The organism is Actinocorallia sp. B10E7, assembly GCF_039871655.1.
In the GTDB taxonomy this organism is placed as follows: Bacteria; Actinomycetota; Actinomycetes; order Streptosporangiales; family Streptosporangiaceae; genus Actinocorallia.
This window is the reverse complement of the sequence record NZ_JBDPLZ010000005.1, coordinates 755,674-777,658: the sequence shown is the minus strand read 5'-3', so window position 1 is coordinate 777,658 and position 21,985 is coordinate 755,674. Positions and strand designations below refer to the sequence as shown.

At 72.0% G+C, this 21,985-nt stretch carries 22 protein-coding genes; 13 read left to right on the top strand and 9 right to left on the bottom strand.

Going from position 1 to position 21,985, the window contains the following annotated elements:
- Positions 1–28: 28 nt before the first annotated feature.
- On the top strand, positions 29–436 hold the full coding sequence (locus tag ABGB12_RS21550; RefSeq protein WP_347680613.1) for a type II toxin-antitoxin system PemK/MazF family toxin: 408 nt from the start codon (positions 29–31) through the stop codon (positions 434–436).
- Positions 437–440: 4 nt separating this feature from the next.
- Here the strand turns inward: ABGB12_RS21550 and ABGB12_RS21545 are convergent, their stop codons facing one another.
- Positions 441–992 carry a sigma-70 family RNA polymerase sigma factor gene (locus ABGB12_RS21545; RefSeq protein WP_347680611.1) on the bottom strand — a complete coding sequence of 184 codons (552 nt, stop codon included), beginning with the start codon at positions 990–992 and terminating at the stop codon, positions 441–443.
- 88 nt (positions 993–1,080) lie between these two features.
- On the opposite strand from ABGB12_RS21545, the gene ABGB12_RS21540 reads away from it, so the two are divergent.
- On the top strand, positions 1,081–2,778 hold the full coding sequence (locus ABGB12_RS21540) for a serine/threonine-protein kinase (RefSeq protein ID WP_347680674.1): 1,698 nt from the start codon (positions 1,081–1,083) through the stop codon (positions 2,776–2,778).
- A gap of 42 nt (positions 2,779–2,820) precedes the next feature.
- On the opposite strand, the gene ABGB12_RS21535 is transcribed toward ABGB12_RS21540, so the two are convergent.
- Positions 2,821–3,531, bottom strand: coding sequence for a hypothetical protein (locus ABGB12_RS21535; RefSeq protein ID WP_347680609.1), 711 nt, complete (start codon positions 3,529–3,531; stop codon positions 2,821–2,823).
- Positions 3,532–3,647: 116 nt separating this feature from the next.
- Between ABGB12_RS21535 and ABGB12_RS21530 the strand changes: the two genes are divergently transcribed.
- A complete protein-coding gene (locus ABGB12_RS21530; RefSeq protein WP_347680607.1) occupies positions 3,648–5,636 on the top strand; it encodes an ATP-binding protein in 1,989 nt (662 codons plus the stop codon).
- Position 5,637: 1 nt separating this feature from the next.
- Complete coding sequence (locus ABGB12_RS21525; protein ID WP_347680605.1) at positions 5,638–6,285, top strand: response regulator transcription factor; 648 nt, start codon at positions 5,638–5,640, stop codon at positions 6,283–6,285.
- On the opposite strand, the gene ABGB12_RS21520 is transcribed toward ABGB12_RS21525, so the two are convergent.
- The 5 genes from ABGB12_RS21520 to ABGB12_RS21500 form a co-directional block, all read right to left on the bottom strand.
- Complete coding sequence (locus ABGB12_RS21520; RefSeq protein ID WP_347680603.1) at positions 6,282–7,484, bottom strand: FAD-dependent oxidoreductase; 1,203 nt, start codon at positions 7,482–7,484, stop codon at positions 6,282–6,284. The two genes, ABGB12_RS21525 and ABGB12_RS21520, sit on opposite strands and share 4 nt — an antisense overlap.
- Before the next feature lie 43 nt (positions 7,485–7,527).
- On the bottom strand, positions 7,528–9,009 hold the full coding sequence (locus tag ABGB12_RS21515; protein WP_347680601.1) for a serine/threonine-protein kinase: 1,482 nt from the start codon (positions 9,007–9,009) through the stop codon (positions 7,528–7,530).
- 64 nt (positions 9,010–9,073) lie between these two features.
- The gene (locus ABGB12_RS21510; RefSeq protein WP_347680599.1) at positions 9,074–10,657 is read right to left on the bottom strand and encodes a serine/threonine-protein kinase; all 1,584 of its coding nucleotides are present in this window, start codon (positions 10,655–10,657) and stop codon (positions 9,074–9,076) included.
- Between the two features lie 121 nt (positions 10,658–10,778).
- Positions 10,779–11,549, bottom strand: coding sequence for a trehalose-phosphatase (gene otsB, locus ABGB12_RS21505; protein WP_347680598.1), 771 nt, complete (start codon positions 11,547–11,549; stop codon positions 10,779–10,781).
- Between the two features lie 24 nt (positions 11,550–11,573).
- Positions 11,574–11,903: a DUF3263 domain-containing protein gene (locus tag ABGB12_RS21500; protein WP_347680596.1), complete on the bottom strand. Its 330-nt coding sequence runs from the start codon at positions 11,901–11,903 to the stop codon at positions 11,574–11,576.
- 481 nt (positions 11,904–12,384) lie between these two features.
- Between ABGB12_RS21500 and ABGB12_RS21495 the strand changes: the two genes are divergently transcribed.
- Positions 12,385–12,909 (top strand): MarR family winged helix-turn-helix transcriptional regulator, encoded by a 525-nt coding sequence (locus tag ABGB12_RS21495; RefSeq protein ID WP_347680594.1) that lies wholly within the window; start codon positions 12,385–12,387, stop codon positions 12,907–12,909.
- Between the two features lie 73 nt (positions 12,910–12,982).
- Positions 12,983–14,398: a type VII secretion-associated serine protease mycosin gene (gene mycP, locus ABGB12_RS21490; protein ID WP_347680592.1), complete on the top strand. Its 1,416-nt coding sequence runs from the start codon at positions 12,983–12,985 to the stop codon at positions 14,396–14,398.
- On the opposite strand, the gene ABGB12_RS21485 is transcribed toward mycP, so the two are convergent.
- Positions 14,377–14,928: a hypothetical protein gene (locus tag ABGB12_RS21485; RefSeq protein ID WP_347680590.1), complete on the bottom strand. Its 552-nt coding sequence runs from the start codon at positions 14,926–14,928 to the stop codon at positions 14,377–14,379. The two genes, mycP and ABGB12_RS21485, sit on opposite strands and share 22 nt — an antisense overlap.
- Before the next feature lie 340 nt (positions 14,929–15,268).
- Between ABGB12_RS21485 and ABGB12_RS21480 the strand changes: the two genes are divergently transcribed.
- The 7 genes from ABGB12_RS21480 (at position 15,269) to ABGB12_RS21450 (ending at position 21,172) form a co-directional block, all read left to right on the top strand.
- Positions 15,269–15,610: a hypothetical protein gene (locus ABGB12_RS21480; protein ID WP_347680589.1), complete on the top strand. Its 342-nt coding sequence runs from the start codon at positions 15,269–15,271 to the stop codon at positions 15,608–15,610.
- A 108-nt stretch (positions 15,611–15,718) separates the two neighbouring features.
- Positions 15,719–16,936, top strand: a complete 1,218-nt coding sequence (locus ABGB12_RS21475; protein ID WP_347680587.1) for a sensor histidine kinase — start codon at positions 15,719–15,721, stop codon at positions 16,934–16,936.
- Positions 16,933–17,592 carry a response regulator transcription factor gene (locus tag ABGB12_RS21470; RefSeq protein ID WP_347680585.1) on the top strand — a complete coding sequence of 220 codons (660 nt, stop codon included), beginning with the start codon at positions 16,933–16,935 and terminating at the stop codon, positions 17,590–17,592. The genes ABGB12_RS21475 and ABGB12_RS21470 overlap by 4 nt, the downstream gene beginning before the upstream one ends.
- A gap of 128 nt (positions 17,593–17,720) precedes the next feature.
- The gene (locus ABGB12_RS21465; protein WP_347680583.1) at positions 17,721–18,632 is read left to right on the top strand and encodes an alpha/beta hydrolase; all 912 of its coding nucleotides are present in this window, start codon (positions 17,721–17,723) and stop codon (positions 18,630–18,632) included.
- Positions 18,625–19,731 (top strand): acyltransferase, encoded by a 1,107-nt coding sequence (locus ABGB12_RS21460; RefSeq protein ID WP_347680581.1) that lies wholly within the window; start codon positions 18,625–18,627, stop codon positions 19,729–19,731. The genes ABGB12_RS21465 and ABGB12_RS21460 overlap by 8 nt, the downstream gene beginning before the upstream one ends.
- 182 nt (positions 19,732–19,913) lie before the next feature.
- Entirely contained in the window at positions 19,914–20,291 is a 378-nt protein-coding gene (locus ABGB12_RS21455) for a hypothetical protein (RefSeq protein ID WP_347680579.1), read from the top strand.
- Positions 20,292–20,533: 242 nt separating this feature from the next.
- Positions 20,534–21,172, top strand: coding sequence for a peroxiredoxin (locus tag ABGB12_RS21450; RefSeq protein ID WP_347680577.1), 639 nt, complete (start codon positions 20,534–20,536; stop codon positions 21,170–21,172).
- Between the two features lie 265 nt (positions 21,173–21,437).
- Here the strand turns inward: ABGB12_RS21450 and ABGB12_RS21445 are convergent, their stop codons facing one another.
- Complete coding sequence (locus tag ABGB12_RS21445) at positions 21,438–21,968, bottom strand: hypothetical protein (protein ID WP_347680575.1); 531 nt, start codon at positions 21,966–21,968, stop codon at positions 21,438–21,440.
- Positions 21,969–21,985 lie beyond the last annotated feature (17 nt).

Below are 21,985 nucleotides of genomic sequence, written 5' to 3'. Positions count from 1 at the left end.
CGCCTGTCGTCGGCGATACGATCCGCCGATGAGCGCGATCCGTGAGGTCTACGACGTCGAGCACGCCGCCAGTCTCGAATACTCCCCCGAACTCGACGGCCTCGCCGACCCCGGTGAGATCGTCTGGGCCTGGGTCCCCTTCGAGGAGGACCCCTCCCGGGGCAAGGACCGCCCCCTGCTCGTCGTCGGACGGCACGGAAAGCGGCTGCTGGGGATGCAGCTGTCCAGCCGGGACCGGTCGGGCCAGCGCGGCTGGCACCCGCTGGGCCCCGGCACCTGGGACCGCGACCGCAGGGACTCCTACCTGTGCCTGGACCGGGTCTTCGAGCTCGATGAGGACGACCTGCGCCGGGAGGGCGCGATCCTGGACGCCGACCGCTTCGCCCGGATCGCCGCCGTCCTGATCAGCCGCTACGGCTGGCGGGTGCGCCGCTGAGCCGTCAGCTGTAGGACTCGCCCAGGGTGGCGCGGACCTGCTTGCGCGCCTCGTGGATGCGCGACTTCACCGTGCCCAGCGGCAGGTTGAGCTGCTCGGCGATCTCGCTGTACTCCAGCTGGGAGACGTCCCGCAGCACCAGCGCCTGGATGAGGTCGGGCTTCCTGGACTCCAGCTCCTCCATCGCGTCGAGGATGTCGACCCGGGAGCCGGCGATCACGCTGGTGCGGCGCGGGTCGGGCCGCTGCGAGGGCAGCTCGCCCGCCTGCTCCACCGAGCGGCGCTTGAGCGAGCGGTAGGTGGAGCGCGCCGAGTTCGCGACGACCACGTGCAGCCAGGTGGAGAACCGGGACCTGCCCTCGAAGCGGTGGATGTTGCGGGCCACCTGGAGCAGCGCGTCCTGGCAGGCCTCCTCGGCGTCCTGCCGGCAGGGCAGGAACCGGCCGGCGTGCCGCAGGACGTCGTTCTGGATCGCGCCCAGCAGCTCGTTCAAGGCCGCCTGATCGCCCTTGGCCGCGCGCAGCGCCAACTCTTCGGTCCGTTCGTTGAACGCCATGCCGCCCTCTGCTCGCTTACGGGGTGCTGACCTTCACAGATACAGCTCCCCATCATGACCACTCTTTGGGCATGATATCGGGGTGTCCATGCCTTCGGCCGTCGGCCGTTACCGAATTGATCGCGTCCTGGGCCAGGGAGCCTTCGCCTCCGTCTGGCTGGGCCTCGACGACGACCTGAACGACCAGGTCGCCATCAAGGTGCTGTCCGGAGCCCTGCTGGACGACCTGGACGTGCGCAACCGCTTCCTGGAGGAGGCCAGGATCCTGCGCCGTGCCGACTCCGAGCGGCTGGTGCGGGTCCACGAGTTCGGTGAACTGCCGGACGGCCGTCCCTACTTCGTCATGTCCTACGCCGACCGCGGTTCGCTGGCCGACCGGATGAAGGGCGACCGGCCACTTCCGGTCAGCCAGGCCCTGGCGCTGATCGAGGACATCGCGCAGGGCGTCGAGGTGATCAACGAGCTGGGCGTCATCCACCGTGACCTCAAGCCGTCCAACATCCTGTTCCAGACCACCAAGGACGGGCGGGGCGAGCGGCTGCTCATCGCCGACCTCGGTCTGGCCAAGGCGCTGGCCCACGCCTCGGGCGCGTTCACCCTGCCGGTCGGCACCCCCGGCTACATGTCCCCCGAGCAGGCCCGGTTCGGCGGCGGCCTGGACGTGCGCGCCGACGTCTACGGCGTCGGCGCGCTCAGCTACCACCTGCTGGCCGGGCGGGCTCCCGGCCCTGCCCCGGTGCGGGTGCCGCCGAGCAAGCACAACCCGGAGGTGCTCCCGCCCGTCGACGCGGTGGTGCTCAAGGCGCTGGAGGCCGACCGGGAGAACCGCTGGCCGACCGCCGCCGCCTACGCCGAGGCGGTCGCGGCGCTGCGCCGGGGCGAGGAGCCGGTGCCGCCGGCCCGGCCCGAGCCCGAGCCCGCGCCCACCCTCCTGGAGACCTCGCCCGACCTGCAGAACTACGAGCCCTACGCCCGCGCCACCTCGCGGGACCCCGACCCGGACAGGACCGCGGCGATCCCGTTCCCCTCGTCCGACCCGGAGGCCACGGTCCTGGATCCCGGCGCGCTGCTCGGCCGGCCGCCCGCCACGCCGTTCCAGCAGCCCTCCGCTCAGCCGTCCTCCCCGCCCGGACCTCCGGCCGACCCGTACCGGACGCCGGTCGCCCCGCCCCCTCCGCCCGCCCGCTCCAAGGCGAACCGGCTGCTGATCCCCGCGGTGATCGGCGCGGGCGTGCTGGTGATCGGCGCGGTCGCGGTGGTGCTCGTCCGGTTGACCGGCGACGAGAAGCCCGAGTCGGTCAAGCCCTCCGGGCCGCCGCTGGTGCAGGTCGCCGACGCCAGCCAGAAGATCAAGGCGAAGGTGCCGCAGTCCTGGGTGCAGGACGCGGACCAGGCGACCTGGACGCCGTCCACCAACGCGGGTCTGGACGACGCCGGCCCCCGTCCGGTGTTGCGGGCCACCCCGGACAAGGCCAACTTCCGCGACCCCGAGGACACCGGCCCCGGGCTGTTCGTGGGGCTGACCACCGCGCTGGACGTCCCGCCGGCCGCGCACGCCGACCACTCGGCCAACTGCACCAAGGGCGAGCCTCGCACCCGGAAGGTCGGTGGACTCACCGCCACGATCACGTTGTGGAGCCAGTGCAAGAGCGGCGTCCCGATGATCACCGAGGTGGGCCTGGTGGACTCCGGCCGCGCCTACGCGGCCTGGGTGCGCATCAAGCAGACCGAGGCGCCCGACCTCACCGACCGCATCCTCGACGGCCTGGAGTTGCAGGCGCCGTGATCCCCACGGCGGTGACGCCGCGGGGATCACGGGTGCCGGTCATCAGCCGCGGACGATCGTGCTGCGGCCGAAGGCCAGCCCGAGGGAGGCCACGGTCAGCCAGAGCGGGCCGATGACGCCCTGGAAGCCGGGCAGGCCGGTCGCGCAGACGGCGCCGGTGACGACCGCGACGGGCAGCAGGCTGATCACGCCGATCCAGCGGGAGACGGTGCGTTCGCGCAGCGCCATCCAGGCGATGGCGCCCGCGGCGATCACGACGCCGAGCCAGCCGATGAAGCTGCCGAAGTCGTTGAGGACGAACATCATGTACAGGCCGGCGTCGTCGAAGCCGCCCGCCTCCACTCCGCCGGGCAGGTAGAGGGCCAGGGAGCCCTTCCAGGCGTAGCCGAGGGTCAGCGCGCCCGCCGCGGCGGTCAGCGCGTTGGGGACGAGGTGGGCCGCGGTGCTGCCGGGCACCCTGGGCTCGACGCGGCGGCGCCAGGCGGCGGCGAGGATCAGCAGGAAGACGATCGTCGCGAAGCCCGTGATGATGCTGATGTGCGCCATCGTCTGGGGGATCTCGGGGATGTACCCGCTGGTGTAGCTCTCCCCTTTCTCCAGGATCGGGTGCACGTCGGTGACCAGGGTGGCGACGATGCCGAGCACGCCGGCCGCGACGCCGGCCAGGGGCCAGCGGGCCCTGCCCTGGGCGGGCTGCGGCCGTTCGGGGGAGCCGGGGGGAACGGGACCGGGGGACGCGTAGGAGTGTGTCATGGGGAGCACGATCCGGCGGGAACCGTCCCGGGTGACAGGGACCTCCACCTCCACCTGCCGGGATACCGCTTCGGGACCGATGACACGCTTTGCCGGTTTAATGCACGATTGCCGATATGAAACCGGATCCCGGCGACAGAGCGCTCGTCCTCGCCGCCCGCACGGCCGCGGCCGCGGGCGTCCTCTCCTGCGTCGCCGTCATCCCCCTGCACCGCTGGACCGCCGCCCGCGCCGAGATCACCGACCTCTACCTGGCCGACCTGGTGCTGGGGACCGTCTGGCCCGCCGTCGGCGCGCTAGTGGCGTCCCGCAGGCCCCGCAACCGTGCCGCGTGGCTGCTGCTGCTCACCTCCGTCATCGGCCCCTACCTGCTGCTCTCGCACTACGCCGCGATCGACGCGCTGATCCGGCCACTGCCGGGCGCCGCCTTCGGCGCCTGGGTCGCCGCCTGGGGCTTCATTCCCTACTGGTTGTGCGTCCCGCTCCTGCCGGTCCTCTTCCCCGACGGGCACGCCCCGTCCCGGCGCTGGGGACTGTTCGCCAAGGCCATCGCGACGGCCGGAGGGTGCGCGGCCCTGGCCGCGATGTTCCATCCCGGCGGCACGGACATCTCCCCCCGCGTCGTCAACCCGCTCGGCGTCGAGAGCCTCGCCGTGCCGCTCGGGCTGGTGACGATGGCCGGCTCCTACGTGACCCTGCTGATCGGCACGCTCGGCGGCGTCGCCTGCCTGGTGGGCCGGGGCCGGCGCGCCACCGGAGTGGAGCGCGACCAACTCCAGTGGCTGATGCTCGGCGGACTGGTCATGGGCGTGAGCCTCGGCTTCGCCGGCCTGTACTCCGCCGGGGAGCACACCACGGAGATCGCGCTGAGCGTCGGCCTGTTCGCCCTGCCCGCCTCGATCGTGGTGGCCGTGCTGCGCCACCGGCTGTTCGACATCGAGGCGGTGCTCGGCCGGTCCGTCGTCTACACCCTGCTGTGCGGCTTCGTGCTGGCCGTGTACGCCATGGCCGTCATGTGGCTCGGGCGGCTGGCCGTCGGGAGCGGCATCGGCTACCCGCTGGTCGGCGCCGCCGCCGTCGCCGTCGCCGCAGGGCACGGCACGGTCACGCGATGGGTGGAGCTGCTGCTGTTCGGGCACCGCCGCGACCCGTACGCGGTGGTCTCCCGGGTCGGGCGGCAGGTCGCGCCCGCCTCGGAGCCGGTCGAGGCGCTGCAGCGGCTCGTCGGAGCCCTGCGCCGGGAACTGGAGGTCCCCTACGTCGCGTTCACCGGCCCGGCCACCGAGGTCGTCTCGGGCGAGCCCCCGCACGGCTGGCACACGGTGCCCTGCTCGGCGCTCGGCCAGGACCTCGGCGAACTGCACGTGGGGCTGCGGCACCCGGGCGAGCGGCTGCTGCCCCAGGAGCGGGAGGCGGTCGCCGAGGTCGCCGGACGCGCCGCGGCCCTGGCCTACGCGGCCGGGCTCGTCCAGGACGTCGCGGCCTCCCGGGCCCGGATCGTCGCCGCCCGCGAGGAGGAGCGCCGCAGGCTGCGCGCGGACCTGCACGACGGGCTCGGCCCCGTGCTGGCCGGGACCGCCCACCAGCTCGACGCGCTCGCCCGCAGGCTCGGCAGGGCCGGGCACGAGGAGTGGGCCGCGCAGCTGCGTGGCCAGCGCGACCGGGTGAAGGCCGCCGTCGGCGACCTGCGGACCGTCGTGCAGGGGCTGCGCCCGCCCGTCCTGGACCAGCTCGGCCTGCCCGGCGCGCTGCGCGAGCTGGTGAGCGGCTACGAGACCCCCGCGTGCTCGCACCTGATCGCGCCCGAGTGCGCCGAGGTGCCCGCCGCCGTCGAGGTCGCCGCCTACCGGATCGCGGCCGAGGCGGTCAACAACGGGGTGCGGCACAGCGCGGCGGGCAGCCTGCGGCTGCTGGCCGAGGTCGTCGAGGGATTGTTCGTCCTCACCGTGGAGGACAATGGCTGCGGCCTGCCCGCACGGGCACGGGCCGGAGTGGGGCTGCGCAGCATGCGGGAGCGGGCCGAGGAGGTCGGCGGCCGGCTCGACCTGCTGCCCGTCCCCGGCGGCGGCACCATGGTCAGGGCCGTCCTCCCCCTGAAGGAGTGAAGTGTCGGTAAGAGTGCTCGTCGTCGACGACCATCCCGTCTTCCGCACCGGCATGACCACGGTGCTGGCCGACCTGGACGGCCTCGAGGTCGTCGGCGAGGCCGGAGACGGCCAGGCAGCCCTGGAGGCGGTGGAGCGGCTGGCGCCGGACGTCGTGCTGATGGACCTGCGCATGCCGGGCATGAGCGGCCTCGAGGCCACCAAGCAGATCACCACCCGGTTCCCCGACGTCGCGGTGATCGTCCTGACCATGGACGAGGACGACGACTCGGTGTTCGCCGCGCTGCGCGCCGGGGCCCGCGGCTACCTGCTGAAGGAGGACGACGGCGAGGACGTGCACCGCGCGCTGCTCGGCGTGGCGCGCGGCGAGGCGGTCTTCGGGCCGCGCATCGCCTCCCGGGTGCTGGCCTTCTTCTCCCGGGTCCCGGCGGGCGCCGCGCCCGTGCCGGTGCCGTTCCCGCAGCTCACCGACCGCGAGCGGGAAGTACTCGACCTGCTGGCCCAGGGCCTGGACAACGCCTCGATCGCCCGGCGGCTCTTCCTGTCGGAGAAGACCGTGCGCAACCGGGTCAGCGACATCCTGGCCAAGCTGCGCGCCCGCAGCCGCGCCGAGGCCGTCGCGCTCGCCAAGGACGCCGGGCTGGGTTAGCCGGCCCCCGACCGCTCGGGCGGCCGTCGCGCCTCGGGCACCCTGACGTGCTCGGGGCGCACCCCGTGGGCGAGCAGCGTGACGACCAGGCGGCCGATCGGTGGCACCCGGGACAGCGCCGACAGCGCCTTCAGCGGGGCGATCGGGGACTTCCCCGCCAGGGCCGGGGCGATGAGCCGCCGCTGGGCCAGCACCTGGAAGCGCTGGACGACACGGGTCACCGGCGCCCTGCGGCGCTGGACCGCGGCCAGGTCGCGGAGGGTGACCCTCCCGCGCCGCAGCGGCTCCCACAGCAGGTTCGCCGCGGCCACGGCGTCCTGGACCGCCAGGTTGATCCCGATGCCGAAGACCGGTGACATCGCGTGCGCGGCGTCCCCTATGCACAGCAGGCCGGGCCGGTACCAGCGCTCCAGCCGGTTGACCTGGACCCTCAGGGTGCTGATCGGCCCCATCTGGGAGACCCGGTCGGCCAGCCACGGCGCCAGTTCCGCGACGGACGCCCCGACCGTCTCCGGATCGCCGACCGGCCTGCCCTTGGGCACGACGTAACCCATCTGCCAGTAGGCGTCGCGGTCGATGGCGACCATGAGCCGCCCCCCGCCGCCCACCCGCAGGAACGGCCCGGTCCGGTCCGACGGCGACCGCGGCAGCCGGAACCAGCCGACGTCCATGGGCGCCCCGAACTCGCGCAGCGGAAGCCCCCGCCGCAGCACCGACCCGCGGCCGTCCGCGGCGACCGAGAGCAACGCCTCCAGGACGCGCTCCTCGCCGTTCTCGTCGCGGTACCGCAGGCCGGAACCGGTGAAGCCGAGGACCTCGCAGTTCATCCGCAGACGGAAGTTCGGGTATCCGCGCGCCTCTTCGGCCAGCAGATCCAGGAAGTCCCATTGCGGGACGAACGCGATGTAGCGGTGCCGTCCCCGCAGCAGCGCCAGATCGGCCACGACCACGGTCTCCTCGTCGGTGACGGCCGTCATCCGCTCGGCCCGGCGCTGGGGCAGCTCGGCGAACCGCGGGCCGAGGCCCAGCTCGTCCAGGATCTCCAGAGTCGAGGGGTGGACGGTGTCGCCGCGGAAGTCCCGCAGGAAGTCGCCGTGCTTCTCCAGCACGACCACCTCCACCCCGGCCCTGGCCAGCAGCAGCCCGAGCATCAGCCCCGCCGGCCCCCCTCCGGCGATGGCGCAGGTCGTCTTCTCCATGACCTGACCATGCCCCTTCCCGCCGGTTCTACTGCTCCCGTTCCTACCCGGGCGGCCGCGAACCCCGCTTGAAGGGCAGCGGCAGCGCCTTCCGGGTGAACTTCCGGTCCAGTACGTAGAGGCCGAGGTCGTGCTGGGCCAGCTCGGCGCCGACGACGTCCTCGGTGGAGACCCGCAGCACGTATCTGGCCTTGGGCGGCATGGTCAGGCCGCCGTCCTCGCCCACCTCCGGGACCGGCGAGTCCTTCAGCCTGTCGACCACCACGGTGCCGGTGCGCAGCGCGCACATGCCGTGCACCGGCTGGCATCTGGTCCTGATCTTCTCCGGCAGCGCCTCGGACCGGATGAGCAGCTCGCCCGGGGTCTCCAGCGTCACCGGCCTGCGGGTGGTGTTGGCCAGCTCGTACTCGATGTAGGCGTGCTCCCCGGACGTCCCGCCGCGCAGCGCCTTGATCCTGTACGGGCCGTTCAGCTTCACCGGACCCGCGGTGGAGGCCGCCGCCACCTGCTGCGTCGTCACGGAGTCCTGCCCGTCGTTCCACGTGGCCACCGCGCCGCCGACCGCCAGCGGGATCATCACCGTCGCGGCCACCAGCAGCGGGCGCAGCGGTATGGCGGGCATGCCGTTCAGGCCCAGATGCGGCGGGATCGGCTCGACCCTCGGCGCGGGCCGCGGCGCCGGCGCGCGCATCACCGGCAGTGACGGCCAGGAACGCGCGGACGGCGCCGTCGTGCCGTTCAGCTCCAGCAGCAGCTGCTGGGCCGAGGGACGGGCCCGCGGCTCCTTGGCCAGGCAGTCCTCGATGAGGTAGCGGAGCCTGCCGTCCAGGCCGTCGAGCCCCTCGAGGTCGGGTTCGCCGCGGAGGATGCGCTCGACCACCTCGGGGATGGACCCCTCGCCGAACGGCGGCCTCCCCGTCGCCGTGTACGTCACCAGGCAGGCCCAGCTCCACACGTCCACGGCCGAGCCGATCTCCGCGCCCGAGACCTGCTCGGGCGCGCGGAAGGACGGGCCGCCCTGCACCCCGCGCACCCCGCCCGCGTCCAGCGCCGGGCCGTACCCGAAGTCGATCACCCGGGGCCCGCCGGAGTCGAGCAGCACGTTGCCGGGCCGCAGGTCCCGGTGGATCACCCCGGCGCGGTGCAGCGACCACAGCGCCCCGGCCACCCCGATCGCCAACCGGTCCAGCGGCGGCCCCGTCCGGGGCCCCGCGCCCTCGACCGCGTCGCGCAGCGACAGGCCCCGCACGTACTCCGAGGCCACCCAGGGCGCGCCGCGCTCCAGGCCGGCGCCCAGCACCCGGGCCACGCCGGGATCCTCCACCCGCTGGGCGGCGGCCAGTTCCTGCGCGAAGCGCGCCCGCAGCCGGTGGTTGCCGCCGAACCTGGCGTGCAGCAGTTTGACCGCCGCCAGCTCGCCGTCGCGCTCGCCCAGGTAGACCACGCCCTGCGGGCCTCGTCCCAGCCGGGCCAGCAGCCGGTAGTGGCCGATCTCCTCCGGATCGGCGGGCAGGAGGTCTTCCATGCCCGGAATCCTCGCCCGGAGGAGGTGTCCGTAAGCGGGAAGGTCTGGCCGGGTACGGCCAGGATCACTCAGGGAACTCGACATGCCTCGCCTTGCGGTCTGCTACGAACCGGACTTCCCACACGTACAGCCCCAGGTCACCGGCGGCCACCTCCTCCGGGACGGGGTTCTTGGTGCGCACCCGCAGGAGGTAGGAGGAGCCGGCCGCCATGTTCTCCTCCCCGTCGATCATCACCAGCGGATCGGACTCGCCCAGGACCGCCTTGACGCTGGTGGTGTTCTCGACCGTGCAGCGGTCCGCCGGTGCGCCGGGCTGCTCGGCGCACGGCGCTCCCTTCGGCGCCTTGTCCGGGTCGATGAAGAGGTCTCCGGGGGTCTCCAGCGGCACGGGCTGCTGCTGGGTGTTGGCGAGCATGTAGTCGATGTAGGCGTACTTCTCGCCGCCGCTCTCCTCGGTGCCGCCCTCCACGGCGGCGATCGTGTAGTCGTAGCCGTCGGTGGAGCGCAGCTCCATCAGCGGGCCGAGCTTCGGCATCGCCGAGGTCGTGGCGGTGCTGGTGCCCATCACCGTCTGCTGCGGGCCCGGCTTCTGCCCGCCGCCCGACGGCCAGGCCATGACCGCGCCGAGCCCGAGCACCCCGACCAGCGCGCCCGTCAGCACGAGCAGGCCCGCCCTGGCCATGCCGCTGCGCTTGCGCGCACGCTGCACCGCCCGGATCTCCGCGCGGGAGACCGTCGGGTCCGAACCCGGGGAACGCGTGGTCTGCGTGGTCTGCGGCGCGGAGCCGTACAGGGACACCGCCGCCGCCCTGGGCGGCGCGACCGGCAGCTCCCGTTCGCCCGTGCCGATGAGGTCGAGCAGGAGCTGCTCGGCGGTCGGACGCTCCGCGGGGTTCTTGGCCAGGCAGGCCGCGGCCAGCTCGCGCAGCCTGCCGGTGAGCCCGCCGAGGTCGGGGTCGACGTGCAGGATGCGGTTGATGACCGTCGAGATGGAGTCGTCGCCGAACGGCGGCTCGCCGCAGGAGGCGTAGACGAGGGTGGACGCCCAGGCGAACACGTCCACGGACGTGTCGACGGGGGTACGGGAGAACTGCTCGGGCGCCATGTAGGCGGGAGTTCCGAGCGGGCCTCCGCTGGAGAGCCCGGTCGTCAGGTCCAGGGCGCGGGCCACGCCGAAGTCGATGACGCGGGGGCCGTCGGGGCCCAGCAGCACGTTCGACGGCTTGAAGTCGCGGTGCACCACCCCGGCCTTGTGGATGGCGACCAGCGCGGTGGCGGTCCCGATGGCCAGGCGGTGCAGGTGCGTGCCCGTCCTGGGCCCCCACTTCTGCACCATCCGTTCGAGGGACAGGCCGTCGATGTACTCGCTGACGATGTAGGGGACGTCGCCCTCGACGTCCGCGGCGAGCACCCGCGCGGTGCAGAACGGGTCGACCTTCTGCGCCGCGGCCAGTTCCCGCGCGAACGCCTGGCGGGCCTGCGGGTTGTCGGTGAAACGGGTGTGCAGCAGCTTGAGCGCCACCTGTTCCCGCGCGTTCGCCAGAGCCAGGTAGACGACGCCCTGACCGCCCTCGCCGAGCCTGCCCAGCAGCCGGTAGTGACCGAGCTGGACGGGATCGCCGGGCCGTAGCGGCTCCGCCTCTGGCATGACAACCCCCTGGTCGCCAATCGGTCATCGATCTCCAACGTGGCGGAAACCATAGAACCCCAGAGCACCCACTGGCTAGTTCATGAAATTAGTTCAAGTCGGGCGGATTGCTCACCACAGCTCAAGAAGCCACGGCGTCGGCGAGTTCGCGCAGCAGGGCCACCACGCCCCGGGGACCGTCGACCACGATGTCGGCGCGCTCGGCCAGCGCGGTGACCTCGTCCGAACCGCTGCACACCTTCACCGCGGGGATGCCCAGGGAGTCCGCGGCGTCGAACGCGGCCAGGTCGCCCAGGTCGTCGCCGGCGACCAGCACGGAACCGGCCTTGACCTCGGCGGCGAACGAGGTGAGCGCTCTGCCCTTGTCCATGCCCGGCGGGCGCAGCTCCAGCACCAGCCTTCCCGGCTCGACGACCAGTCCGGTGCGTTCGGCCAGCGCGGCGACGATCGAGCGCAGCCGCTCCAGCGCCACCTCGGGCTCGGCCGCCCTGCGGGTGTGCACGGCCAGCGCGTGGCCCTTGTCCTCCAGGTGCACGCCCTCGGGGGCGCGCTCCAGCAGAAGGGGGAGCTTGCGGCGGGCCTCGGCCACGCCCGGGTGCTCGGGCGGGCTCTCCAGCCGGCCCTCGGACCAGCGTTCCAGCCCGTACTGGCCGAGAACCGTCAGGTTGTGGACGTCCGCGAAACCGCCGTACTCGACGGCCAGCGCCGCCGGACGTCCGGTGATGATGACGATGGAGCGCAGGGCGGGGGCCAGCCGCCGCAGCACGTGCGCGGCCTCGGGCAGCGCTCTGGCCCGGGTCGGGTCGGGGACGATGGGAGCGAGGGTGCCGTCGAAGTCGAGGGCGACGAGTGCCTCGCCGGGAGCTTGGAGGAGCGGCTCGAGTACGGTCACGCCCCTCAGTCTGTCAGGAGGGAGTCAGGGGGTGAAGCCGAACCGGCGGGCCGCGCGCTGGCGCTGGCGCTGGGCGCGCACCTTGCGCAGGCGCTTGACCAGCATGGGGTCGTGGACGAGGGCCTCCGGCCGGTCGATGACGAGGTTGAGCAGCTGGTAGTAGCGGGTCGAGGACATGTCGAAGGTCTCGCGGATCGCCTGTTCCTTGGCGCCCGCGTGCTTCCACCACTGCCGCTCGAAGGCGAGGATCCTGCGGTCCCGGTCGGACAGGAGGCCTTGGGGGAAGGCGCGCGGGTCGTCTTGGCCGTCGGTACCGTGCGCGGGGTCCTCATCGGGAGCATGAGCGGTGCTCATCGGGGTCCCTTTCCATGGGTTGTGATCCCGTCGTCCGGGTTTGGCGCATCACTCTAGCGGGCTCATCTGACACCTGGCTGCCATTCTGGTCGTCCATCTACGCGGCTATCTGCCCGGCAGTTACTCAGTTTTCCTTCATTCCCCTTGTTCCCGGTTCTCGCCGTAATACCGGCTGTCACTTTGATCACATCCGCGACAGGCATGCGGGCCCTGACCTGCGAATCTTCTTCCATCACCGCCGAGCCGCCCGACACGACCCGCGGACCCGCACACGAGGGAAAAATGACGGAGAAAAGAGATCATGAATGAAAGGAGGACGGAAGACGTCCGGACGGCGAGGCGATTATCCGGATCTTGTCCGGAGGCGACAACGGCCTCCCTGCTCATGCGGCACGCCCGTGGCGCATGTAGCGTGCGGGTGAAGGCCGACCGAGCCCCTCCTCACCCGTCCGGCGCCGGCCTCGAGCATGGGAAAGGCACGATGGAGACCTCTGCCGACGATCCGGTTCCCGCCCGGATCGGGAGTTCCCTGTTCCGGCTGCGCCGGGCCTGGGCCCGGCCCGACCTGGTGAAGAAGGTGCGGGAACAGGCCCCCGGCTCCCGCCCGCTCCAGTTGTCCAACCTCATGGTCGTCTCGGCCGTCGGACGGCTCGGCGCGCACGGAGAGGTCACCGTCGGAGCCGTCGCCGAACGGCTGGAGATCGACCCCTCGACCGCCTCCCGGCTCGTCGGGCACGCCATCGACGCCGGCCTCGTCTCCCGCCGCCCGTCCACCGCCGACGCGCGGCGCGCCGACCTCCAGCTCACCGACGCCGGCCGGCGGGTGCTGGAATCCGCGGACAGGCACCGCAACGCCTATGTCGCCAAGGTGATGGAATCCTGGCCGGAATCCGACCGCCGGGAGTTCGCCAGACTGCTGGCGGCCTTCACCGAAGGGGTCTGCAACGACCCCATGGACCCCGCCGACATCTCCGAGATCTTCTCCGACGCCCAGAACGCTCGGTGAACGTCCGTAAGCACGGAGCGTCTCCTGCTCCCCATGGCACAATGTCCCATCCACGATGAATGAGGAGGTCCGCATGCGGGCGCGCGCGGCACTGCCCATCCTCGCCCTGCTCGCGAGCACCCCCGGCGTCCTGGTCCCGTCCGCGGCCCACGCCGACCAGATCCGCGACATGCAGTGGATCCACAAAGACCTCAAACTCGAACGCTCGTGGAAGTACTCCAGAGGCTACGGGGTGACCGTCGCCGTCCTCGACACCGGCGTCGACCCCACCCACCCCGACCTCAAGGGCAAGGTCGTCTCCGGCCCCGACTACACCGGGCACAGCACTCCCCCGAGCAGCAGGCACTGGGCCCTGCACGGCACCGCGATGGCCGGCATCATCGCCGGACGCGGCCACGGCACCGACCGCCGGGACGGCGTCCTGGGCGTCGCACCCGGAGCGAAGATCCTCTCCATCAAGGTGACCTGGGAGAACAAGGACCCCGCCCGGAACAAGAAGCGGTTCCTGGACCTCAACAAGGACGCGATGGCCAAGGGCATCCGCCACGCCGTCGACAACGGCGCCAAGGTCATCAACATGTCCCTCGGCGGCGGCAAGGCCGACTACACCGGCAGCACCGCCGAGCAGGACGCCATCGACTACGCGGTCTCCAAGAACGTCCCCGTCATCGCGTCCATGGGCAACGACGGGGCGGAGCAGAACCGCCGCAACTTCCCCGCCGCGTACGCCAACGTCATCGCCGTGGGCGCGGTGGACAAGTCCTTCAAGCACTGGAAGTCCAGCAACCACAACGCGTGGATCTCCGTGGCCGCCCCCGGCGTCGGCATCGTCACCACCCAGCCGAACAACGCCTACGCCACCGACGACGGCACCAGCGCCTCCGCGGCCATCGTCACCGGCATCACCGCCCTCATCCGCGCCCGCTACCCCGACCTGACGCCGGCCCAGATCAAGGACGCCCTGGAGCAGGGCACCACCCACCGCCCCGCCTCCGGCCGCAACGACCAGCTCGGCGCCGGCGTCGTGAACGCCTGGGACACGCTCAAGGCCGCCCACCGCATCGCCCGGTCGTCGAACTCGACGATCCTGTCGCCCGCCGAGCAGGCCGCCACCGACCCGACGTCCGAGCCGCCTCCCGCGGCCGCCCCCGCCCCCGCCCCGGCCGCCGCGGAACCCTCCGCCGCCTCCGAGGACCACGGCGAGGAAGCCGAAGCCTCCTCCGGCTTCATCATCTTCGTCCTGGCCGGAGGCACCGTCCTCGTCACCGTCGGGCTCGTCCTGGCATGGCGCTCGCGCCGCAGGTCCAAGGGCGACCCCTTCGTCGACGACGAGCCGGTGGGCGCCCTCATCGGCCTGAACCGCCCCGACGCCGAAACCGGCCCGGCCGTCTCACCCGTCGAGTCCGCGGAGCCCCGCCCGTCCGTCCGCACGCCCGTCGGCCCCGAAGCCGACCCGCACGACGAGTCCTACCGGCCCCCGTGGGCCTGACCTCCCGAGAACACCCGATCCACCACCAGCGCGCAGAACAGCCCGGCTCCCGGCGCCTGCCTCTCGCACTCGCGTCCCACGAAACCCGAGAGCAGCCCGCCCTCCGGGCCCTCCGCCGCGTCCTTCCTCAGGACCTCGGGCTTCACGGGTCTTCTGGCTTTGAAGGGCTTCGCGGGGGTACTCCGCTTCTTGCGCTTCACCGCTTCGACGGGCCTCGCGGGCCGCTTCTCCGGCCGCTTCTCCACCCGCTGCTCCGGCCGGGTTCGCGTCCGCTCCAGCACGGGCTCGACCCGCCCGCCGCGCTCGCTCCGCGCGTCCTTCCGCGAGGGGCCCGCCTTCCGCTCCCAGGCGACGGCCACCCGCCGCTCCTTCGGCTCCCGGACCTCGCCCCCGCCGGTTCCGCCGAGGACGACCGCCGCCGTCTCACGCTCATCGGACGCCGCCTCGACCGTCACCGGCGCGGTCCCCTTGGCCCACTCCGCGAGCAGCATCCACCCCATCGCCGCCACCACGACCCCCGCGAGCAGCACGGTCCCCCACCCCGGCCCGCTCCACCGAGGCCGTATCGGCCCGCTGCGGTAGAACCCTCCCGGCGGTGTCCATTCCATCGGCCCGGCCTCCCTCGCACTCAGCGCTCGGCTCCTTCACGAGCCGCCCACATCTAACGCGGGCGAGACCGTCCCCCGGCTCCCACTAGGCCCTACACATGCCGATGACCTACCGAACCAGAACCCGACACGCCTTCACCGCGACCCGTCCTTGACCGTTGCCCTGTCCGAGATCCCATGGCGCCCGGGACTGGAGTCCCTGTCGCCCGCCCTTCGGCTCCAACAAGATCCCCACGACCGATCCCCTATCCCGGAGCGACAAATGGGTTACTACTTCAGCCACGCGGACGGTAACGGACCCGACTTCGACATCCCCGGCAGCGCGATGATCGACGTCCGCGAGGCCCTGCGCATCGCCATCAGCGAGGCCGGCCCCGGCTCTCCCATCCAGATGCACAAGTTCGAGTCGAACGACCGCTCGTATGTCCCGCCGGAAGAGGCCCAGGCGATAGCCGACCTCCTCAGCGGCCGGAAGGCCGAACGGCTGGACTCCAACTACCGCTGCTACGTGGACGACGTCTCGGACACCCTCCTCGGCGACCTCCGCGCCCTCGGCGACTTCAGCGCCCAAGCCGCGACCCGAAGCGGCTTCTACGTCTCCTGACCCGCTCCCGCCGGCACGGCGGATCGCCGCGTAGCCCTCCGGTATCACGGCGCGGATCACCCCACGGTGGCAGGCGGGCCGCGCCGGCCGGCGCCTAGCCTGGACGCCGTGCCTCTCACAGCCCCCTACGACCGCTGCCGCCGCGCGGTCCTCGGCGCGCTCGTGACGGGGACATGCGACCCGCCCGAGCGCCGGCGCCTGCGCTTCGGCGTCGACCAGGCGTTGATCTTCGACGCCCTGCTGGCCTTCGCGCTGTTCCTGATCACCCGCAACAACGCGCCGAACGGCAGGGACCTTCCCGACATCGTGCCGCTGGCCGCGCTGCTGTCGACCGCGCCGCTCGTCCTGCGCCACCAGTGGCCTCTGGTGGCCTGGCGGGCGGTCCTGGCCGGGACCCTGTTCGCCGTCGTCACCGTGCCCGACCACCGCCCCGAGGCCGCCTGGGGGCCGGGGATCGCCCTGGTCCTGTGCCTGTACACGGCCGCGGTGCGTTCGGAAGCCGAGACCACGCTCGGGGTGTGGCTGGTGATGATGGCCGTGGCCTTCCCCATCACCCGGGCGGGGTCCCCGACGGTCATCGTGTGGTTCGTGTCCTCCGTGGCGCTGTTGCTCGGCTACAACGTGCGGGCGCGCAGGCAGGCCCAGCGCAGCCTGGCGGTGGAGGAGGCGCGCAGCGCCGAGGAGAAGGCCAAGCGCGGTGTGCTGGAGGAGCGGGCCCGGATCGCACGCGAACTGCACGACGTGGTCGCCCACCACATGTCGGTGATAGCCATCCAGGCCGAGGCCGCCCCCTACCTGGCACGGGACCTGCCCGAGCCGGTCGCCGCCGCGTTCGCCGAGATCCGCGGAACCGCCCTGGACGCGCTGAGGGAGACCCGCCGGATGCTGGGAGTGCTGCGGTCGGAGGGCGAGACGGGCGAGACGGCGCCGCAGCCGGACCTGTCGGCTTTGGACGACCTGGTCGCCACCGCCCGGGGAACCGGGCTGCGGGTGGACGTCAGCCTCTTCGGAGAGCGCAGGCAACCGTCCCCGGCGGTCGGTCTGTCCGCCTATAGGATTATTCAGGAAGCGCTCAGCAACGCGATGAGACACGCCCCCGGCGCCGCGGTGCGGGTGGAGCTGGCCTACCTGGACGACGCGCTGCGGATCCGCGTGCTGAACGGCCCGCCCGAGGGCCCGCCCGCGTTCCCGGCCGAGGACGGCGGACACGGACTGGTCGGCATGCGTGAGCGCACCGCGATGCTGGACGGCGAGCTGTCGGCCGCGCCGACACCGGAAGGAGGGTTCGCCGTGATGGCGACACTGCCGTGGGGCGAGCCCGCGTGAGCATCCGCGTGCTGATCGTCGACGACCAGGGCATGGTCCGCACCGGATTCCGGGTGTTCCTGAACGTGCAGCCCGACATCGACGTGGTGGGCGAGGCCGCGAACGGCGCGGACGGGGTGGAGATGGCGGGCCGGCTGCGCCCGGACGTGGTGCTGATGGACATCCGGATGCCGGTGATGGACGGCCTGGCCGCCACCCGCGCCCTGCTGGCCGAGCCGGATCCGCCGAAGGTGCTGATGCTGACCACCTTCGACCTGGACGACTACGTCTACGAGGCGCTGCGGGCCGGGGCCAGCGGGTTCCTGCTCAAGGACGCCTCGGCCGCCGAGCTGGCCGAGGCCGTACGGATCATCGCGGCCGGGGACGCGCTGCTGTCCCCGTCGGTGACCCGGCGGCTGATCTCCGAGTTCTCCCGGCTGGGCGGCCCGCGCGCCCCCTCCGTCAAGCGGATCGACGACCTGACCGAGCGGGAGACCGAGGTGCTGGCGCTGGTCGCGCGGGGCCTGTCGAACACCGAGGTCGCCGAGCGGCTCGTGGTGGCCGAGCAGACCGTGAAGACGCATTTCGGCCGGATCCTGCAGAAGCTCGGACTGCGCGACCGCGCCCAGGCGATCGTCTACGCCTACGAGACGGGCCTCGTGCGCCCCGGCGACTGACCCGTCCGGCGGGCCCTGTAGCACCCTGGTCGTACGGCGAGGTCCACTCCACGGAGTGATCACAGTTACAGGGTCGGATTTTTAGCTTGGCGTCAGCCGCTCACCGCTGACGACCGAGGAGAATCCCCATGCGGAGCGCACCAGCCCTCCTGTCCGCCGCGGCGCTCGTCACGACCATGACGGGCGCCTCTCCCGCAGCCGCCTACGCCGCGCCTTCCCCTCTGCCGTCCCTCACCCGGCTGGACGCCCGGTATGCCGCCGTCCAAGCTGACATCGGCCGCGCGCTCGCCGCCGCGCGCGGATACGGCGACGGCGAGCGGGTCCGCGCGCTGGAGGGTTTCCGGAACCGCACCTTCCTGTCCTTCGATCCGCGCGGCACGGGACGGGCCGTCGAAGTGCTCGGCGATCCGGCGACGGCGCGGCGGATCGCGATCGTCGTGCCGGGCATCGACAACGACCTCGGCAACTACGATTCCGCCAAGTTCGTCGGCGGTTCCGCACGCAACCTCTACGAGCAGGCCAGGCGGCTGTCACCGGGCACCCGGCCGACGGTGGTGGCGTGGCTCGGCTACGAGCCGCCCCAGACGCCCGGCCCGTCCGTCCTGTCCGCCGGGCGTGCCGAGGAGGGCGCCCGCGCGCTGGTCTCCTTCACTCGGGAACTGCGGAGCCTGAACCCTTCCGCACGGCTCACCCTGGTCTGCCACAGCTACGGCGGCGTGGTGTGCGCGAAGGCGGCCCCGGACGCGCGTGCGTCCGACATCGCCCTGGTCGGCAGTCCCGGGACGACCGCCGACCGTGCATCCGACCTTTCACCCGCGACCCGGGTCTGGGCTGCCCGCTCCGGCGGCGACTGGACGCGTTTCGTCCCACACGTCCGGTTCCTCGGGTGGGGTTTCGGCCGCGACCCGGTGTCACGGGAGTTCGGCGCGCTGCCCTTCCCCGCCGGGAACGGCACACACGCGGACTACTTCAAGCCCGGCGGCGAGTCCGTCCGCAGCCTGGCGCTGATCATGCTCGGTGCGCGGGTGCCCCGTGGTTAGCGCGCTGGCCGCCCGGATCGAGGCGGCGACCCCCGCCGGACGCGACCGGGAGATCGACGGCCTGCGCGCGATCGCGATCGCCGGCGTGGTGCTCGGGCACTGGCTCGTCACCGGCTTCACGGCCGCGGACGGCGCCCTGACGGTGACGAGCCCGCTGCGGGAGATGCCCTGGCTCGCCCCGGTGAGCTGGGCGCTGCAGACCCTGGCCCCTTTCTTCCTCGTCGGCGGCTACACGGCGGCCCTCGGGCTGGAGCGGGCCGGGACGTACCGCGCCTGGCTGGGAAGACGGCTCGCCCGGCTGGCACGTCCCGTGCCGGTGCTGCTCGGCTTCTGGGCCCTGCTGGCCCCGGCCCTGTGGCTGGCCGGCCTCACCCCTTCCAGCGTGGAAGCGATCGTCCGGCTCGTGCTGAGCCCCCTGTGGTTCCTCTGCGTCTTCGCCGTCCTGACCGCGCTGACGCCGCTGTTCCGGCGGCTGCCGCCCTGGGGCGCGGTGATCCCGCTGTGCGCCGTCGCCGCGGTCGACGTCTGCCGGTTCGCGCTGGACGGCCCGGCCTGGCTCGGCCTGCTCAACGTGCTCACGGGCTGGAGCGTCCCCTTCGCGCTCGGCGCCGCGTGGGCACGCCACGGCGCCTCGTCCCGCCGCACGGCCACCTGGATGCTGGGCGCCGGGGCCGCCGCGACCGCCGCGCTGGTCGCCTTCGCCGGGTACCCGGCCAGCATGGTCGGGGTGCCGGGTGCGGGCCTGTCGAACCTGAACCCGCCGACCCTGGCCGCCGTGGCCTTCGGCGTCGCGCAGACCGGCCTGGCCCTGCTGCTGAAGGACCGCGTCGCCGTGCTCCTGCGGGCGCCCCTGGCCTGGGCCCCGGTCGTCCTGGTCAATCTCTCGGCGATGACGGTGTTCTTGTGGCACCAGAGCGCACTGCTGCTCACCACCGCGGCCTTTCTCGGCGCCGGCCCGCTCCCCGGCCTGCACACCGCGCCGGACGACCCCGCCTGGATCCCGGCCCGCCTCTGCTGGCTCCCGGTGTTCGCACTGGCGCTCGCGGCACTGTGGGCCCTGTTCGCCCGCTTCGAGTCCGCCCGCCCCGAACGACCATGACCACGTCCGCTCCGCCCTCTCCGGCCGCGGCCCGCGAACACCGAAGATCACCCATCGCAGTAGACTGTTCACTCAGAGGGATGGCCGGTTGGCGCGGGGCCCCTCCTCGGAACCGATCCCCCGGCACCGCAAGGCGACGAGCCCGCCGAACACCGGCAGGCCGACGGCACGGAAGAGGGGTCATGGCCGCCGAGTACTACAGCGACATGAGCCCGGGGCGCCGGGCATGGGAGGCGATCGGGGCTCCCCTGGTCGTCGGCGCGGTCTGCGGGCTCGCGCTCGGCGTCGCGTCGTGGCTGTACTACACGGGAGTCGTGATCTCCGTGATCGGCGGCCTGCTCGTCGGCTCCCAGCACCGCGCTCTCAAGGGCGCCGTGGCCCGCGGTCTCGTCGGCGGAGCCCTGTGGGGCGTCGCGCTGCTGATCGTCCACGCGCTCACCGACAGGCAGGCGACCGCCCGGCTCCCCGACCCCCAGGTGATCTACCTGATTTTCACGATCCTCCCCGGCGGCCTGCTGGCGGGCGTCTCGTTCCTCCTGTTCCGCCGCCGCGCCTCCTGAACGGGGCGGCGCGGGCACGGGCACGGTCATCCGAGGGCAGACTGGTAGAGAGCCGTCACATGCGGGCTTCTCCTTGAGACCTGGCCCACAGCGGAGGGGGCGGAGAACCGGTACCGGCCCTGACAAGGGTTCCCACACCACCTCCGATCCGCGAGTCAGGGCCGGGGGATGCCAGTATTGAACGACGAAGCACGGTCACACTCGATCGTGCTATCTCCTCATTACCTATCGGAAGGACCAACATGGCCACGCTGCGGCTCGGCGACGAAGCCCCCGACTTCACCGTTCCCACCACCGAGGGCACGCTCAGCTTCCACGAGTGGAAGGGCGACAGCTGGGCGGTGCTGTTCTCCCACCCGAAGGACTTCACGCCGGTTTGCACCACCGAGCTGGGCCGCGTCGCCGGCCTGAAGCCCGAGTTCGACAAGCGGAACGTCAAGGTCATCGGCGTCTCCGTCGACCCGCTGGAAGACCACTTCAAGTGGGCCGGCGACATCGAGGACGTGACCGGCAACGCCCTGAACTTCCCGCTGATCGACGACTCCGGCCGCAAGGTCGCCGACCTGTACGACATGATCCACCCGAACGCCAACGACACCCTCACGGTGCGTTCGGTGTTCATCATCGGCCCGGACAACAAGGTCAAGCTGACCCTGACCTACCCGGCCTCCACCGGCCGCAACTTCGACGAGATCCTGCGGGTGATCGACTCCCTGCAGCTGACCTCCCAGTACACCGTCGCCACCCCGGCGGACTGGAAGGACGGCGACAACGTCATCGTCGCCCCCGCGCTCTCCGACGAAGAGGCCAAGCAGCGCTTCCCCAAGGGCTTCGAGACCAAGAAGCCCTACCTTCGCGTCACCCCGCAGCCCAACAAGTAAGGCGCTGCACCCCGCTCGTGAGCCGGTGGCCCTCCGGGGCCGCCGGCTCACGAGCGCACACCCCTCCTTGACCGCCTCTGCTTTGCCACCCCTGCGCAGAAGAACATCGATCTCCGCCATGCCATCGGTTCACGCTCCTCGATGCCGAGATGCGCCATCAGCAGATCGGTCTTCCACTCGAGCCGACGAAGCGCACGGTCCATCCTTCTCACCCGGCTGTCCAGCGGCATGCCGACGCCGGCACGGCCGGCCTCTTCGCTCCTGATTAAAAGTGCGCGTTTATCGCGTTGATGTCATGGCCGTCCAGGGACGAACCGCTGACGTTCCAGTGGTCCTCTCGCATGCACGAGTTGTTGTCGGAGTCACTGGACCCGGAGTACCGGTGGTTGAGGCTCCCGGTGTGCCCGAACTCGTGGCATCCGGTGTACTGCCACATGGAGTTGTACGGCGGGATCGAACTCTCATTGAACTTGACCACGTACACGTCGCAACGCCCGGTCAAGGTCTGGACGGTGCAGGAGGTCTGCCCGAGGAACCCCGCGTCATCCCCGTAATAGGCGTCCCGGACATCGATGTCGTTGCTGCCCCAGTAGGTCGTGATATCCGAGCGTTCCAGTTGGTTCTTGCCATGGTCCCGGGCGATGACTCCGAAGGAGGTGAGACTGGACCCCGAGATGTACTGATTCGCATTGTCCGGGACATACCACGTGCCATGACCGGCCGTCGCCGGCTGCGAAAGCACGCTCACCGATCCCATCGCCAGAACAAAAGATGCAGCAATACGGCGCATTTTCATGAAACGAAAACCTTCTG

Coding starts and splice junctions, on each gene's coding strand:
- ABGB12_RS21550 (WP_347680613.1), top strand. CDS start 29: ATGAGCGCGATCCGTGAGGTCTACGACGTCGAGCACGCCGCCAGTCTC.
- ABGB12_RS21545 (WP_347680611.1), bottom strand. CDS start 992: ATGGCGTTCAACGAACGGACCGAAGAGTTGGCGCTGCGCGCGGCCAAG.
- ABGB12_RS21540 (WP_347680674.1), top strand. CDS start 1,081: ATGCCTTCGGCCGTCGGCCGTTACCGAATTGATCGCGTCCTGGGCCAG.
- ABGB12_RS21535 (WP_347680609.1), bottom strand. CDS start 3,531: ATGACACACTCCTACGCGTCCCCCGGTCCCGTTCCCCCCGGCTCCCCC.
- ABGB12_RS21530 (WP_347680607.1), top strand. CDS start 3,648: ATGAAACCGGATCCCGGCGACAGAGCGCTCGTCCTCGCCGCCCGCACG.
- ABGB12_RS21520 (WP_347680603.1), bottom strand. CDS start 7,484: ATGGAGAAGACGACCTGCGCCATCGCCGGAGGGGGGCCGGCGGGGCTG.
- ABGB12_RS21515 (WP_347680601.1), bottom strand. CDS start 9,009: ATGGAAGACCTCCTGCCCGCCGATCCGGAGGAGATCGGCCACTACCGG.
- ABGB12_RS21510 (WP_347680599.1), bottom strand. CDS start 10,657: ATGCCAGAGGCGGAGCCGCTACGGCCCGGCGATCCCGTCCAGCTCGGT.
- ABGB12_RS21500 (WP_347680596.1), bottom strand. CDS start 11,903: ATGAGCACCGCTCATGCTCCCGATGAGGACCCCGCGCACGGTACCGAC.
- ABGB12_RS21495 (WP_347680594.1), top strand. CDS start 12,385: ATGGAGACCTCTGCCGACGATCCGGTTCCCGCCCGGATCGGGAGTTCC.
- mycP (WP_347680592.1), top strand. CDS start 12,983: ATGCGGGCGCGCGCGGCACTGCCCATCCTCGCCCTGCTCGCGAGCACC.
- ABGB12_RS21480 (WP_347680589.1), top strand. CDS start 15,269: ATGGGTTACTACTTCAGCCACGCGGACGGTAACGGACCCGACTTCGAC.
- ABGB12_RS21465 (WP_347680583.1), top strand. CDS start 17,721: ATGCGGAGCGCACCAGCCCTCCTGTCCGCCGCGGCGCTCGTCACGACC.
- ABGB12_RS21455 (WP_347680579.1), top strand. CDS start 19,914: ATGGCCGCCGAGTACTACAGCGACATGAGCCCGGGGCGCCGGGCATGG.
- ABGB12_RS21450 (WP_347680577.1), top strand. CDS start 20,534: ATGGCCACGCTGCGGCTCGGCGACGAAGCCCCCGACTTCACCGTTCCC.
- ABGB12_RS21445 (WP_347680575.1), bottom strand. CDS start 21,968: ATGAAAATGCGCCGTATTGCTGCATCTTTTGTTCTGGCGATGGGATCG.